The following is a 14,077-nucleotide window of genomic DNA, read 5'->3' as shown; positions in this document are numbered from 1 at the left end:
CACCACGGGCCGCCCCGCACACCTGCGGGGCGGCCCGCCGCCTGCACCGCTCGCCCCGCACCACCCCTTCTGCCTGGAGTTGCCATGGCCGAGCCACAGCACACCCTGAACCTGACCAACGTCCCCCAGCCGCGCACCCGCGGCCCGAAGAACCCGAAGGCCACGTGGGTGCCGCCGCTGGACTGGGCCGCCGAACACGGCCCCGTCTCCGGCGCCATCTCCGCCGCCACCGGCGCCGGCGCGCTCGCCCTGCTCGGCGCCGCCACCCACATGCCCGACGGCATCCCGCTCGCGATCGGCGCCGCCGGCGCCCTCGGCCACGGCATCGGCGCGTCCGTCCGGCGCCGCCTGACCGGCCGCACCATGGCCACCCGCGCCGCGTCCTGGCTGCTCGCCGGAGGCTGGACCACCTGGGCCATCGCCACCGGCCCCCTGTCCTGGGCCGCCGCCGGGACGCTCGCGGCCCTCGGCGTCGGCATCGGCGCCATGGCCGCCGATGCGGCGATCCGGGAGGAGGCCGTGGAGCTTGAGCGGATGAGCGCCGAGGCCCGGGAGGCCGCCCGGAAGATGAACGGCGAGCGGGAGGCGATCGCCCGCGAGTGGGCGGACCGGATCCGCCGGGTCACCGGCATCGACGTGGCCGTGTTCGCGGTCGAGTTCTGGACGACCGGCGCCGGATTCTCCTCGCGGCGGAGCTGCCGGGCGGCTCGGCGACGTGGGACCGGATCGCCGCCGCGGCCCGCGCGCTGGCGACGGACGCCCGGCTGCCGCTGGGCTGCACGGTCGGAGTGGAAGAGGGCGACCGGCAGGGCCGGGTCATCCTCGACATCGCCACCACCAACGTGATGGCCGGCGCCTACGCCTACCCGGACGACTATGGGCCCCTGTCGATCCTGAGCGGGATCCCTTGGGGCTGCTGCCTAACTCCGAGACAGTGAACGTGTTCCTGCGGGAGGCGTGCGCGCTGATCCTCGGCCCGCCCGGATCCGGGAAGTCCACCTTCCTCGACGCGGTCCTCGCCGGGTTCGCCCGATGCGAGGACGTGCTGACGTTCGTGGTGGACCTGAAGGCGGGCGCGGTCGGCATCCCGTGGGTGCGCCCATACCTGGAGGCCCAGGGGCTGAAGGCGCCGAAGCCCGGCACCGCTGCGGCCCCGGCCGACACCCGGCCGGGCGTGGACTGGGTCGCCTCCACCCCGGCGGAGGCGCTGCGGATGTTCCGTGCGGTCATCGCGATCAACAAGGCCCGGCAGCAGCAGTACCAGGATCTGCTAGATGCCAACGACACCACGCTCCTTCCCGTCTCCGCGCGGCTGCCGCAGATCATGGTGGTGGTGGACGAGGGCGCCGAGTTGCTGTCGGCCCGCTCGTTCGGTGACCCGGTGATGAAGGAGCTTCAGGAGCTGGTCGGCAAGGCCATGCGGACCACCCGCGCCATGGGCATTCGCCTGGTGCTGACCGCGGTGGACGGCAACGTCTCCGCCCTGGGCGACACCAGCGTGCGGAAGTTCTCCCCGGTCGGGGCGGCCCTGACCTCGGGGGAGTCGTCGGGGAACAACCTGCTGAAGCTGTTCCCCTCGGCGCGGGTCGACACCCGGCAGCTCACCGCGAAGGGGTGCGGTGTGATCGGCGCCGCCGGGGCGGACGGCTTCGCCCCGACCGGGTTCAAGGGCTGGAAGACCTCGCCGAGCATGGTCCGTGAGGCGGTCCTCGCCACCAACCAGCGCCGCCCGGTCCTCGACCAGGTCTCGGCGCGGGCTGCGGGCGAGGACTACGCCCGCCGCTGGGAGCCGGACCGGGCCGGATGGCTCTGGGAGGGCACTACCGGTACGGCGGGCACCACCGCCCCGGCGCCGGCCGTGGCGGGCGGGCTGAACCTCGGCGCGCTCCGTACCGGCACCCCGGACGGCGGTGAGGCGGCCGGGACCGGGCTGGCAGACGTGATCGCGTTCCCGAACGCCCGCCCGGCCGGGCTGAACCTGTCCAGCCTCCGCGGCCAGACCTCGGCATCCGCGCAGACACCTGTACCGGCCCCGGCGCCCGTGGTCGGGCCGGAGTGGCTGGCGGAGGCGATCGACGCGATCGAGTCCGCCGGGCACATGGGCCTGAAGGCCTCCGCCGTCGCCGAGTTCGTCAACCGCGATCGCAAGACCGTCCGCAACGGACTCCAGGCCGCCGCCGACCGCGGCGAGCTGGTCTACCGCGAGAACGGTCCGCTCTCGGTGTTCGTCCACCCCAACCACGCCTGACCATCCGTCACTCTCGGTTACAGGGTAGTGGGTAGTGGGGCACGCCCCACTACCCACTAGGACGCCCCCAGGGGTCCGAATCGGTCTCTGTCCTGCGAATTCCCCAGTACCCAGTACCCACTAGGTACCCCAGTACGGCCACGCTCTGCAACCACCGCGGCCCGCCCGCCCTGCCGTGGGCGGGCTGCTCCTCTCGCCCTGCACGGCCCGCGAAAGGGACCCCGTCATGCCCGCTCCCGTCATTCGGCCGCTCGCCGCCGCCCACTTCCGCGAGGCCCTGGCCGCAACCGCCGACCGCGACCCGGCCGGCGCCCTGGCCGCCCCGATGCACATCGACAACGAGTCCTGGCAGGGCATCGAGCACCGCCTCGCCATGCTCGGCACTGACCTGCTCGACGTCCTCGCCCAGACCGCCGCGAACGGAGCCCACACGTGAGCGCCGCTGACCTGATCGCCGCCGCCGTTCTCCTCACCCCCGCCGCCCTCGGCGGCGTTGCGCTCGGCGCTACCTGGCGATCGAGCGCCACGGACGCGGAGGCCGTCCGGACCGTCCTCGCCGAGGGGGCGGCCGAGCGCGCCGCCCGCGCCCAGCAGCAGGACGAGGGCGGCACCCCGCCGCCGGCCCGTGAACCCGCACCCCGACCGGCCACCGCGCCGGCCGCGCCGCGGCTGGCCGCCGTGATCGAGTTCCCCGCTCACCGCCGCGCCGCATAGGGCCGGGCCGTGGTCGCCCTCGACTGGCGCGACGCCCGGCACTACGACCGCACCCGCACCCTCCCGTGTCGTTGGTGCGGCGGCCCAACCCCGCTCCGGGACGAGACTCGCCGTCCCGCTCACAAGGTGTGCGCCGAACAGCACGCCACCACCGCCGCCTCGGCCACGCCAACGCCCGTGGCCGAGGTCGTGGCGGCTGTCCCCGATGACCTGCTGACCGCCCGTGAGGAGAGGCCGTTGACCGACGACTGGCAGCACGCCCGCACCTTCGCTCATCACGCCGCAGCCCGTGACTTCGCGGTGTTTCCGGCCGGGAAGACCAAGCGGCCGGCGATCCCGAGCCCGCACTCGCCCGGCCGTGAGCGCGACACCTGCCGCGCCACCTGCGGTCGGCCCGGTCACGGCGTCCTCGACGCCACCACGGACCACCAGCAGATTGACGTTCTGTTCGCGGCCGCCCCGTGGGCGACCGGCTACGGCATCGCCTGTGGCCGGGGCCCGCACCACCTGGTCGGCCTCGACCTTGACCGGAAGAACGGCCTGGACGGCGTCGCCGACCTCGCCCGCCTCGCCACCGAGCACGCCTTCACCGTCCCGGCCACGGCCACCGTGGCCACCCCGTCCGGCGGGCTGCACGCCTGGCTTAGCGCCCCGCCCGGCGCGGTGTTTCCCAACTCGGTAGGGAAGGTGGCGCCGGGGATCGACGTCCGCGGCCCGGCCGGCTATCTGGTCGGCCCCGGCTCCCTTGGTGCCACCGGCCGGTACGTCTTCATGCCCGGCACCAACCCCAACCGCATCGCCCCGTGCCCACCCGCCCTGCTGGCTCTGCTCAACCCGCCGCCCGCCCCGGCCGCGGTTGCACCGGTGGCTGGGCTGCGGGAGCGGGTCCACCACCAGAAGCCCTACGTGCGGGCCGCCCTCGACCGGGAGGCCGCGACCGTGAAGGCGCAGTCCTACCCGGGCCGGGCGAAGCGGCTGTTCGCCTCCGCCGCCGCCCTCGGCCGACACCTGCCCACCGGGGTCATCCCGGAAGACCTGGCGTTCGACACCCTCCTCGACGCCGGGCTGGCCACCGGCCTGTCCCGTGCCGAGTGCGAGCACACCATCCGCCGCGGCCTCGCCCGAGGCGCCGGCACCCTACGCCCCGCCGCCTGACCCTGCGGCCCGCGGCCGGGCGAGGCCGGAGAAGCGCTTCTCCGACCTCGTCTCTCGCGGTGCCGCACCCGCCCAGCACGCCCCCCACGCCTGTCTGACGAACCGAAAGGAACCGAGCCATGGCACCGACCACCGGCCGCACCCGTACCGCCGACGCGACGGCCGGCCACCGGGAGGCCGCGTGAGCATCCCCGCCCCCGCCTACCCGACCGACCGACCGGCCCCTGCCCCGGCGGTGCAGGACGTGTTCTACGGGCCGCTGCTCGGCATCGAGCGGCCCACCCGGCCCGGCCCGGTCCCGGACATGGCCGTGTTCCAGGGCTGGGCAGGGGAGACCGTGTGCCAGCTGGATCCGAGCACGGAGGCCGACCCGGTCGGAGTGCTGGCCAACCTGCTCTCCGCCGCCGGGGCTATGTTCGGCTCCGGCCCGCACCTGCGGATCGGCAACGACCGCCACCCCGCCCTGATCTGGGCACTCACGGTCGGCGCCACCGCCGCCGGCCGCAAGGGAGCCGCCACCAACACCGCCCGCCTTCTCCTCGCCGCGGCCGAACCGGAGTTCTTCAAGACCAACGCGCTCACCGGTCTGTCCTCCGGTGAGGGCCTGATCCAGGCCGTCCGCGACGGCGACCCCAGCAAGGACGACGACCCGGGGGTGATCGACAAGCGGTGCTGGATCGTGGAGTCCGAGTACGGCGTCACCATGGCTCGCTCCCGCCGCGAGGGGAACTCGCTCGGCGGGATCCTGCGGCAGGCGTGGAACGGCGAGGACCTCGGCCTGATGAATCGCGATGCGGTCCGGGTCACCGCCCCGCACGTGGCGATCATCGGGCACATCAGCCCCCGTGAACTGCGCGCCAAGATGCAGGACACCGAGATGGCCGGCGGCACCTACAACCGCTACCTGCCGGTCTTCGTCCACCGGAACCTGATCCTCGCCGAGTCCCGTGGCGCCTCTCCACAGCTGGTGGACAACCTCGCCTCCGCGTGGCGGACCGTCCTGCGGGACGCCCGGCAGGCGGGCGAGGTCACCATGGACGAGACGGCCCGCGCGCTGTGGCGCGAGGAGGTCTACCCGGCGCTGTGTGGGGACGAGGACGGCGACGGGCCGCTCGCCGAGTTCACCGCCCGCGCCGCCCCCTACACGCTCCGCCTCGCCATGGTCTACGCCCTCTGCGACCACCACCGGCAGATCGGCGAGGAGCACCTGCGGGCCGCGCACGCGCTCGTGAACTACTCCCGGGCGTCCGCCGCGCACGTGCTCGGCCTGGTCGAGCACACCACCGGCGACCGCAAGCTCGACAAGCTCGCCGCCGCCGTCCGTGCCGTCGGGCCCCGCGGCCTGACCGGCGATGAGGTCTACCGGCTGTTCAAGAAGTCCAGCAAGGACGAACGGGACCGCCTGGTCGCCGCCCTCCTCCAGATCGAGGGCTACGGCAGTGCCCAGATCCCCGGCACCGGCCGCCACGCCACCGTCCTGCTCTATGCCCCGCCCACCTGACCTCAGGGGTGGAAAGGGTGGAAAGGGGTGCTAAGCCCTCCCACCTGCGGAAACGCCAGATGCGGCGAGGTGGAAAGGGGTGCTAAGGGGGTGGAAAGGTCCACCCCCAACCCGCCCTCCCGGGGCGCCCAACCCTTTCCACCCCCTTTCCACCCCCTTTCCACCCCCGCCCCGGACCGTAAAAGACCAGGTCACCGGGCTTAGCACCCCTTTCCACCCTTTCCACCCCCTGCCCAGCACCGGGAAGGACCCGCCTTGAGCACGGCCATCGCTCCCGAAACGTCCGCCGAGTTCGACCCCACGCTCGTGGCGCTCACCGTCGAGGAGGCCGCCCGCCGCCTTGGCATCGGCCGCACCACGATGTACGCCCTCATCCGAACGGGTGAGGTCCCGAGCATCCCCATCGGTCGTCTCCGCCGCGTGCCGGCCGAGGCACTTCCCGAGTACATCCGCCGCCGGATGCAGGAGTCCGGCTTCATCCCTGCTAACGCAGCCTGAGGAGGCTTCACCCTTGGCAACCCGTCAGCCCAACGGCGGTTCCAGCATCTACCAGGACAAGGACGGCAAGTGGCACGGCCGCGTGACCGTCGGTGTGAAGGACGACGGCACGCCGGACCGGCGCCACGTTCGGGGCAAGAACCGGGCGGAGGTCACCAAGAAGGTCCGGGAACTGGAGAAGAAGCGGGACGAGGGCAACGTCCCGAAGGCCGGGAAGTCCTGGACCGTCGCGGCCTGGCTCACCCACTGGGTCGAGAACATCGCAGCACTCTCCGTCCGGCCGAACACGCTTTCCGGGTATCGGGTGGCGGTCAACGTCCACCTGATCCCCGGGCTCGGCGCCCACCGGCTGGAGAAGCTGGAGCCGGAGCACCTGGAGCGCTTCTACAAGAAGATGCAGGACAACGGCAGCAAGCCCGCCACCGCACACCAGGCCCACCGGACCATCCGGGCCGCGCTCAACCAGGCGGTGCGGCGCGGCCACCTCACCCGGAACGTTGCCTCGCTCGCCACGGCCCCCCGAGTGGAGGAAGAGGAGGTGACGCCGTACGAGGTCGAGGAGGTGCAGCGGCTCCTTCTGGAGGCGGGGAAGCGCCGGAACAGTGGCCGGTGGGCGGTCGCACTGGCGCTCGGGCTCCGGCAGGGCGAAGCCCTGGGACTCCAGTGGTCGGACCTCGACCTGGAGGAGGGCACCCTCTGGGTCCGCCAGAGCATGCAGCGGCCGAAGTACCGCCACGGGTGCGAGGGGGAGTCGTGCGGGAAGAAGCACGCCGGCCGGTGCCCCGAGCGCGTCCGGACGAACAAGCAGGCCGCTCCCACCAAGTCGAGGGCGGGTAAGCGGCTGATCGGCTTGCCTGATCAGCTCATCAAGATGCTCCGCCTCCACCAGGAGGAACAGGAACGGGAGCGGTTGAACGCGCGCCAGCTCTGGCAGGACGGCGGGTGGGTCTTCGCCACGGAGACCGGCCAGCCGCTCATCCCGCGTACGGACTGGGACGAGTGGAAGCGGTTGCTCCAAGCGGCTGAACTCCGGGACGGCCGTCTCCACGACGCTCGGCACACTGCAGGCACGATCCTCCTGATCCTCGGTGTGCCTGAGCGGATTGTGATGGACATCATGGGCTGGTCGAGCACTGCCATGGCTCATCGGTACCAGCACGTGACGAAGCGGGTTCGGCGGGACGTGGCCCAGCAGATCGGTGGACTCGTCTGGGAAGCGGCCAAAGACCCGCTCGATTGACCCATACAAGTCCCTCTGAGACGCCGCTTCGGACAGACTGTGCTGGCCAGCAGGCGAGACGAGGGGCGGGTAATGGAGACGTACATCATCAGGGGAACCGCCGCGCAGGCAACAGACTGTGATGTGTGTCAGAAGCCGGTACAACGTCCCATCATCCTGGAGATCGCTGACCGTGCCGGTAACCCGTTGGGCCACCACTCACATGTCGGTCCGGACTGCGCTGCCAAGCGCATCGGGAAGGACCGGAGGGTAGTGGAGGTGGAGGCAGAGCGAGCCAATGAGAGACGCCGTGAGGCGGAGCATCGTGCTGCCCAGAAAGCTGCACGACAGCTCCGTCTTGACCGGCTCCTACAGCAGTGGCTTCAGGAGACCTACGGTGTCGATGAAATGTTCGATGCGGCTGAGGGGAGCGGAAAGGACTGGGAGGTCGTCTGGGACGAGTTTTGGGCGTGGGAGGAGACACAGCCGTAGGCGGCGCTACTTCGGAGCTGTGCTGATCCCCACGTGCCTCGCAGTCCGCAGTTGGCTGGGATTCAGGGCCAACTGAGACCACATCTGAGACCAGTACGACTGAGGGCTCCCCGTAAGTTTACGGGGAGCCCTCAGTCGTTGCTGCTCTCTGGCGGTAGCGGTGGGATTCGAACCCACGGTGGAGTTGCCCCCACACACGCTTTCGAGGCGTGCTCCTTTGGCCGCTCGGACACGCTACCGAGAGAGACTCTACCGGACGGTCCGGGCGGTCACGAAATCCGTATTCAGCGCTGGGTGTCGAAGAAGGCGCGCAGCTGGTCACCGCACTCGTCGGCCAGCACGCCGTGCACCACCTCGGGCCGGTGGTTGAGCCGGCGGTCGCGCATCACGTCGAAGAGCGAGCCGGCCGCGCCGGCCTTCTCGTCCAGGGCGCCGAAGACGACGCGGTCGATCCGGGACAGCACGATGGCGCCGGCGCACATCGTGCACGGCTCCAGGGTGACGATCAGCGTGCACCCGGCCAGCCGCCACTCGCCGACGGCCCGGGCCGCCTCGCGGATGGCGACCACCTCGGCGTGCGCGGTCGGGTCGCCGACCGCCTCCCGCTCGTTGTGCCCGCGGCCGATCACCGTGCCGTCGGGCCCGAGCACGAGCGCCCCGACCGGGACGTCCCCGGTGGCGGTGGCCAGGGCGGCCTCGGCGATGGCGAGGCGCATCTGGCCCGTCCACCGGTCGCGGACCGGGTCGGGGCGCACGGGGGCCGGGAGCGGGGCGAGTCGGGGGCCGGTGCGGAGGGCATGCCACCAGTGTCGGGCACGGCCACCGCCGCTACCGAACCGCCTCCAGGACCTCGCCGGCGCCGAGCGCGTCGGCGATCTCGGCGAGGGCGTCGCCGGGCACCGCGCCCGCGGCGGCCAGGGCGAGCAGCTCCCGCGCCGCCAGTCCGAAGTCGGTCAGCAGGTCGGAGTCGCCGAGCGGCCCGGCCTGGGCGCCGAGCGGTCCGTCGGCCTCGTCCTCGTCCGCGTCGTCCGACCCGGCGGCGGCGCCGTCGAACCCGGACTCCTCGTCGTCGTCCTCCACGTCGGCCACCAGCGCGTCGAGGTCGTCGAACTCCTCGGAGTCGATCAGCTCGTCGGTCAGCACCGAGCCGTACGAACTGCGCGCCGCGGCGGCGCCGTCCGAGACGAAGATGCGCGGGTCGTCCTCGCCGTCCACGCGGACGACGGCGAACCAGGCGTCCTCCTGTTCGATGAAGATGAGGACGCTGTCGTCGTCCTGGGCCGACTCGCGGGCCAGGTCGGCCAAGTCGGCCAGGGTTTCGACGGCGTCGAGTTCCGTCTCGCTCACATCCCACCCGCCATCGGTGCGAGCAAGCACTGCAGCGAAGTACGCCACCAGGGACACTCCCAAGATTGGTCTCGGCTGTAGGCGATCTCGGGCGAACGCGGTCTGGCCGCCCCCGCGCCAGAGGCGGTCCGCTGTTCGGACCGTCCCTCCGGCATCGTGACAGAAAGCCCGCCGCTGCGGGGGTGTTCGGCACCGCGTCTTCGCAGGTCGTGTCGGAATGGCTGGCCGACGGCCGACGGAACTGCCGGTTCGGTGTCAGATCCGGAAGGTTCGCATCCGGAGCGCCTCCCGCATCCGCCGCTCCTTGGTGCGCCTGGGCTGCACCCGGGCACGCAGCTCGCGTGCCTCGGCGAGCTCGCGCAGGAAGAGGGCGCGGCGTTTGCGGCGCTGCGCCTCGGTCTCGTGGGCGGCGGGCGGAGACTCGTGTGTCGAGCCAGCCCCGGTGGCCGGGTTGCTCTTCATACGGTCCGAGTTTCCCAGAAGTGTCCGTTTGATACCACGGCGGAGGTCTCGTTCCGGTCTCTGTCCTCGGCGTCGCGCCCGGCGGCCACCCGTCCGGCGGCACCGTGCCCCCGGGCGGGGCGCCCCGGCCCGCGGCGAGTCGTACGCATGTGCCCCGGCCCGTTATGGTCGAGCCATGCGTCTCCACGTCGTCGACCACCCCCTGGTCGCCCACAAGCTCTCCACCCTGCGCGACGAGCGCACCGACTCGCCGACCTTCCGCCGCCTCACCGACGAGCTGGTCACCCTGCTCGCCTACGAGGCCACCCGGGACGTCCGGACGGAGGAGGTGGAGATCACCACCCCGGTCGCCGTCACCACCGGCACCCGGCTGAGCCACCCCCGCCCGCTGGTCGTCCCGATCCTCCGTGCCGGTCTCGGCATGCTCGACGGCATGACCCGGCTGCTGCCGACCGCCGAGGTCGGCTTCCTCGGCATGGTCCGCAACGAGGAGACGCTGGAGGCGTCCACCTACGCGACCCGGATGCCGGACGACCTCTCCGGTCGCCAGGTCTACGTGCTGGACCCGATGCTGGCCACCGGCGGCACCCTGGTCGCCGCGATCCGGATGCTGCTCGAGCGCGGTGCCACCGACGTGACCGCCGTGGTGCTGCTGGCGGCGCCGGAGGGCGTCGAGATCCTGGAGAAGGAGCTGGCGGGCAAGCCGGTCAGGGTGGTGACCGCCGCCCTCGACGAGCGCCTCAACGAGCACGGCTACATCGTGCCGGGCCTGGGCGACGCGGGCGACCGGCTGTACGGCACCGCCGGCTGAGACCGGCGGCCGCCGCTCACGGCGTGACGGCGAAGGGTCCCGCTCCCCCGGGGGAGCGGGACCCTTCGCCGTGCGTGGTGCCGGGGTCAGCAGCTGCCGGCCTGCGAGGGGGTCGGGGAGGGCTTGGTGGCCTCGGCCAGGGCGGCCGCGGCGGCCGTCGGGTCGAGCAGCGCGGCGAAGCTGTCGCCGAGCACGAAGTCCACCGTGGCGTCGCCCCGGGTGTCGGCGGTCTTGGCGGCACTGGCGACCTGGGAGCCGAGCAGCGTCGCCGCACCGAGGCCGGCCGGGCCGCTGATGACCTGGACGGTGCCGGGCACCTTCTTGTCGAGGGCGGCCGGCGCGTTGCCGACCTGGCCGACGGTGAAGCCGCGCTTGCGCAGCTCGTCCGCGGTGCGGGCGGCAAGGCCTGCCTTGTCGGTGGCGTTGTAGACGTTCACGGTGACCGCTTGCGGCTGCGGGACGGCGGTGCTCGTCGCCGCGGGTGCCGAGGGCGCGGCGGAGCCCGGCGGTGCCGAGCCGGGTGCGGCGGAGCCGCCGGAGGCGGCCGGGGCGGGTGCGGCCAGCGGCTTCCCGGAGGTGCTCGGGGTGGCGCAGGCCTGGGCGGAGGCGTGCTTGCCGCGGAAGATGTCCGTCAGCTGCACTCCGCCGAGGGCGATGAGGGCCAGGGCCAGCAGTGAGCCGAGGACGGCCATCACCTTCCGGCTCCGGCGGGGCGGTCGACCCAGGCGCGGGTAGGAGTTGCCGGTGACCCGGTACTGCTTCCCCTTCAGACCCTGGGGGTCAGCATGCTCATGGTCTGTCTCCCCCTCGTGCCAGGACAGGCTCGGTGTCGGGTGCGGCCAAAGGGGCGGATTGCCAGAAATCGGCCGTTGTTCAGCAGATTAGTGCGACAGCTGCTGTGAAGGTACTAAATGATCATCATCTGGAGTACCCCGGCACCCGAAAGGATGTACCGCGACCGTCCGGCCGCCGTCCGGGCCCGCCGGAGCGGTCAGTCCATTTCGAGCACGCGTGCGTGCAGCACCTGGCGCTGCTGCAGCGCGGCCCGCACCGCGCGGTGCAGGCCGTCCTCCAGATAGAGGTCGCCGCGCCACTTCACCACGTGGGCGAAGAGGTCCCCGTAGAAGGTGGAGTCCTCGGCGAGGAGGGTCTCCAGGTCGAGCTGACCCTTGGTGGTGACCAGCTGGTCCAGCCGCACCGGACGCGGCGCGACGTCCGCCCACTGGCGGGTGCTGGTCCGGCCGTGATCCGGGTACGGCCGCCCGTTGCCGATGCGCTTGAAGATCACACGGAAAGCCTACCGTCATGCGCGCAGCGGGCGCAGCAAGCGCGGCGTTACCCGCCGAGGCGCGCGCCGAACGGTTTGATGGGGAATGCCCTCTTTGTCGCACCGTCGGGAGCCCGCAGAGATGACCGCCGACCAGAGCTCCGGCGCAGCCGGGCAGCCCGCCGCCGTGCAGGCGATCGCCGCGGGGTACGCCTTCTCGGGCCCCGCGCTGGACCTGGGAGCCGCGCTCCAGGGCACCACCGCCTACCCGGACGCCCCGGTGCGGATCCCGCTCGGCGTGCTCAACCGGCACGGCCTGGTCGCGGGTGCGACCGGCACCGGCAAGACCAAGACCCTCCAGCTGATCGCGGAGCAGCTCTCCGCCCAGGGTGTCCCGGTCTTCCTCGCCGACATCAAGGGCGACGTCTCGGGCATCGCCGCGCCCGGCCCGGCGAGCGACCGGGTCACGGCCCGCGCCGCCGACGTCGGACAGCACTGGACGCCGCAGGGCTGCCCCGCCGAGTTCTACGCGCTCGGCGGGCAGGGCACCGGGATCCCCGTCCGGGCCACCGTCACCAGCTTCGGCCCGCTGCTGCTGTCCAAGGTGCTCGACCTCAACGAGACCCAGGAGGCCTCGCTCGGCCTGGTCTTCCACTACGCGGACCGCAACGGCCTGGAGCTCTACGACCTGAAGGACCTCACCGCGGTCATCGGCTTCCTCACCTCGCCCGAGGGCAAGGAGGAGCTCAAGGGCATCGGCGGGCTCTCCGCCGCGACCGCCGGGGTCATCCTGCGCTCGCTGACCGTGCTCGACAACGAGGGCGCCGGCGCCTTCTTCGGCGAGCCCGAGTTCGACACCGCGGACCTGCTGCGGACGACCGACGGGGAGGCCGGGGCGTGGTCTCGGTGCTGGAACTGCCTGCCGTGCAGGACCGGCCGCGGCTGTTCTCGACCTTCCTCATGTGGCTGCTCGCCGACCTGTACCAGGAGCTGCCCGAGGTGGGCGACCTCGACAAGCCGAAGCTGGTGTTCTTCTTCGACGAGGCGCACCTGCTCTTCAAGGGGGCCTCGAAGGCGTTCCTGGAGGCGATCACGCAGACCGTCCGGCTGATCCGCTCGAAGGGGATCGGGATCTTCTTCGTGACGCAGACGCCGAGGGACGTCCCGGCGGACGTGCTGGGCCAGCTCGGCAACCGGGTGCAGCACGCGCTGCGGGCCTTCACGCCGGACGACGCCAAGGCGCTGAAGGCGACGGTCTCGACCTTCCCGCGGTCCGGCTACGACCTGAACGAGGTGCTCACCCAGCTGGGCACCGGCGAGGCGGTGGTGACCGTGCTCTCCGAGACGGGGGCGCCGACACCGGTGGCGGCCACCCGGCTGCGGGCGCCGCAGTCCCTGATGGGGCCGCTGGACGCCGCCGCCCTCCGGGCCGCCGTGGACGGTTCGGCGCTGGCCCCGCGCTACCAGGACGCGATCGACCGGGAGTCCGCGTACGAGAAGCTGACCGCCCGTCCGCCGGCGGCCGCCCCGACCGGGCCCGGGGGAGCGGTCGGGTCGGGCGGAGCGGCCGGGGAGACCGGGGAGGCGGAGCGGGAGCGGGGCCCGGCGCCGCGGGCCGGCCGGGCGGGGCAGCAGGAGGACGAGGGCGGGCTGATCGGGTCGCTGCTGCGCAGCCCCGCGCTGAAGTCCTTCGCCCGGTCGGCCGGCACCCAGCTCGGCCGGGAGATCAGCCGGAGCCTGTTCGGCACCTCGCGGCGGGGCCGCTGACCCGGCCGGGGGCGCCGTCCGTCCGGTCAGGCCGCGATCCGGCCGTCCGCGACCAGGGCCCGCAGCGAAGTCCGCTGGGCGAACACCAGCAGGGTGATGGTCAGTCCGGACATCACCAGGGCCAGGGCCAGGTGCACCAGCGGCGAGGAGGCCGCCAGGCCGACCGCGGAGAGCAGCAGGTGGACGCCGACCCGCAGACCCAGCAGGGCGAGGGCGACCTTGCGGGTGCCCTTGCCGCGCCACATCAGCTTGGCCAGCCGGAGCCGGCTGCGCAGCACGGTGAACGAGAGGGCGGCGTTGGCCAGCCCGAGCACCACCAGGCCGGGCCAGGCCGAGGGGAAGACCCGCAGGACGTCGAACGCGCCCGCCAGGACGGCCTCGAAGGCGAAGAACCAGGAGGGGATGCGCAGCTCGGCGACGGTCGGCAGCGGCTCGGGGGCCAAACCGCCGGCGGCCGCGGCGGCCTGGTCGTCGGTGGTGCGGTCGGTGCCGGCCTCGGTCATGGTCGTTGCGGTGTTCATCGGTCCCCCGGTTCGCGTCGCCGGCCTCGCGCTCCCCGCCCCGCCGGTGGTACGAGTCTGCGGCCGGGCACCCGG

General features: G+C 72.7%; 17 protein-coding genes, 1 tRNA gene and 1 pseudogene. 12 read left to right on the top strand and 7 right to left on the bottom strand.

Annotated features, from left to right (window positions below; all coding sequences use genetic code 11):
• Window positions 1-84 precede the first annotated feature (84 nt).
• The 9 genes from ABEB13_RS20120 (at window position 85) to ABEB13_RS20080 (ending at window position 7,827) form a co-directional block, all read left to right on the top strand.
• Window positions 85-846 carry a hypothetical protein gene (locus tag ABEB13_RS20120; RefSeq protein ID WP_345706608.1) on the top strand — a complete coding sequence of 254 codons (762 nt, stop codon included), beginning with the start codon at window positions 85-87 and terminating at the stop codon, window positions 844-846.
• Window positions 847-934: 88 nt separating this feature from the next.
• Window positions 935-2,248 (top strand): P-loop NTPase family protein, encoded by a 1,314-nt coding sequence (locus ABEB13_RS20115; RefSeq protein WP_345706606.1) that lies wholly within the window; start codon window positions 935-937, stop codon window positions 2,246-2,248.
• A 226-nt stretch (window positions 2,249-2,474) separates the two neighbouring features.
• Window positions 2,475-2,684, top strand: coding sequence for a hypothetical protein (locus ABEB13_RS20110; protein ID WP_345706605.1), 210 nt, complete (start codon window positions 2,475-2,477; stop codon window positions 2,682-2,684).
• The gene (locus ABEB13_RS20105) at window positions 2,681-2,962 is read left to right on the top strand and encodes a hypothetical protein (RefSeq protein WP_345706604.1); all 282 of its coding nucleotides are present in this window, start codon (window positions 2,681-2,683) and stop codon (window positions 2,960-2,962) included. The genes ABEB13_RS20110 and ABEB13_RS20105 overlap by 4 nt, the downstream gene beginning before the upstream one ends.
• 126 nt (window positions 2,963-3,088) lie before the next feature.
• A complete protein-coding gene (locus ABEB13_RS20100) occupies window positions 3,089-4,117 on the top strand; it encodes a bifunctional DNA primase/polymerase (protein WP_345706603.1) in 1,029 nt (342 codons plus the stop codon).
• Between the two features lie 181 nt (window positions 4,118-4,298).
• Entirely contained in the window at window positions 4,299-5,618 is a 1,320-nt protein-coding gene (locus tag ABEB13_RS20095) for a DUF3987 domain-containing protein (protein WP_345706602.1), read from the top strand.
• A 255-nt stretch (window positions 5,619-5,873) separates the two neighbouring features.
• Window positions 5,874-6,116, top strand: a complete 243-nt coding sequence (locus ABEB13_RS20090; RefSeq protein ID WP_345706601.1) for a helix-turn-helix domain-containing protein — start codon at window positions 5,874-5,876, stop codon at window positions 6,114-6,116.
• Window positions 6,117-6,129: 13 nt separating this feature from the next.
• On the top strand, window positions 6,130-7,356 hold the full coding sequence (locus ABEB13_RS20085; protein ID WP_345706600.1) for a tyrosine-type recombinase/integrase: 1,227 nt from the start codon (window positions 6,130-6,132) through the stop codon (window positions 7,354-7,356).
• A 72-nt stretch (window positions 7,357-7,428) separates the two neighbouring features.
• Window positions 7,429-7,827: a hypothetical protein gene (locus tag ABEB13_RS20080; protein ID WP_345706599.1), complete on the top strand. Its 399-nt coding sequence runs from the start codon at window positions 7,429-7,431 to the stop codon at window positions 7,825-7,827.
• A gap of 149 nt (window positions 7,828-7,976) precedes the next feature.
• Here ABEB13_RS20080 and ABEB13_RS20075 read toward each other — a convergent pair.
• From ABEB13_RS20075 to ABEB13_RS20060, 4 genes are all read right to left on the bottom strand, one after another.
• Window positions 7,977-8,066 (bottom strand) — tRNA-Ser (locus ABEB13_RS20075).
• A 45-nt stretch (window positions 8,067-8,111) separates the two neighbouring features.
• Window positions 8,112-8,543, bottom strand: a complete 432-nt coding sequence (gene tadA, locus ABEB13_RS20070; RefSeq protein ID WP_345706598.1) for a tRNA adenosine(34) deaminase TadA — start codon at window positions 8,541-8,543, stop codon at window positions 8,112-8,114.
• A 112-nt stretch (window positions 8,544-8,655) separates the two neighbouring features.
• Window positions 8,656-9,174, bottom strand: coding sequence for a tRNA adenosine deaminase-associated protein (locus ABEB13_RS20065; RefSeq protein WP_380230883.1), 519 nt, complete (start codon window positions 9,172-9,174; stop codon window positions 8,656-8,658).
• 255 nt (window positions 9,175-9,429) lie between these two features.
• Entirely contained in the window at window positions 9,430-9,636 is a 207-nt protein-coding gene (locus ABEB13_RS20060) for a hypothetical protein (RefSeq protein ID WP_100889415.1), read from the bottom strand.
• A 175-nt stretch (window positions 9,637-9,811) separates the two neighbouring features.
• On the opposite strand from ABEB13_RS20060, the gene upp reads away from it, so the two are divergent.
• The gene (gene upp / locus ABEB13_RS20055; protein ID WP_100889416.1) at window positions 9,812-10,447 is read left to right on the top strand and encodes a uracil phosphoribosyltransferase; all 636 of its coding nucleotides are present in this window, start codon (window positions 9,812-9,814) and stop codon (window positions 10,445-10,447) included.
• Between the two features lie 86 nt (window positions 10,448-10,533).
• On the opposite strand, the gene ABEB13_RS20050 is transcribed toward upp, so the two are convergent.
• On the bottom strand, window positions 10,534-11,139 hold the full coding sequence (locus ABEB13_RS20050; RefSeq protein WP_345709740.1) for a LytR C-terminal domain-containing protein: 606 nt from the start codon (window positions 11,137-11,139) through the stop codon (window positions 10,534-10,536).
• Between the two features lie 299 nt (window positions 11,140-11,438).
• A complete protein-coding gene (locus ABEB13_RS20045) occupies window positions 11,439-11,735 on the bottom strand; it encodes a type II toxin-antitoxin system VapB family antitoxin (protein ID WP_014136828.1) in 297 nt (98 codons plus the stop codon).
• An 85-nt stretch (window positions 11,736-11,820) separates the two neighbouring features.
• Here ABEB13_RS20045 and ABEB13_RS40630 point away from each other — a divergent pair.
• Together ABEB13_RS40630 and ABEB13_RS40625 are read left to right on the top strand one after the other, a co-directional pair.
• A pseudogene (locus ABEB13_RS40630) lies at window positions 11,821-12,540 on the top strand (helicase HerA-like domain-containing protein); the annotation flags it as partial.
• Window positions 12,541-12,611: 71 nt separating this feature from the next.
• Window positions 12,612-13,481, top strand: a complete 870-nt coding sequence (locus tag ABEB13_RS40625) for a helicase HerA-like domain-containing protein (protein ID WP_425559895.1) — start codon at window positions 12,612-12,614, stop codon at window positions 13,479-13,481.
• 26 nt (window positions 13,482-13,507) lie between these two features.
• Here the strand turns inward: ABEB13_RS40625 and ABEB13_RS20035 are convergent, their stop codons facing one another.
• On the bottom strand, window positions 13,508-14,002 hold the full coding sequence (locus ABEB13_RS20035) for a hypothetical protein (protein ID WP_345706596.1): 495 nt from the start codon (window positions 14,000-14,002) through the stop codon (window positions 13,508-13,510).
• Between the last annotated feature and the right edge of the window lie 75 nt (window positions 14,003-14,077).

The sequence above is a fragment of the Kitasatospora paranensis genome (genome assembly GCF_039544005.1).
GTDB classification, from domain to species: Bacteria; Actinomycetota; Actinomycetes; order Streptomycetales; family Streptomycetaceae; genus Kitasatospora; species Kitasatospora paranensis.
This window is presented reverse-complemented; position numbering and strand designations above follow the sequence as displayed.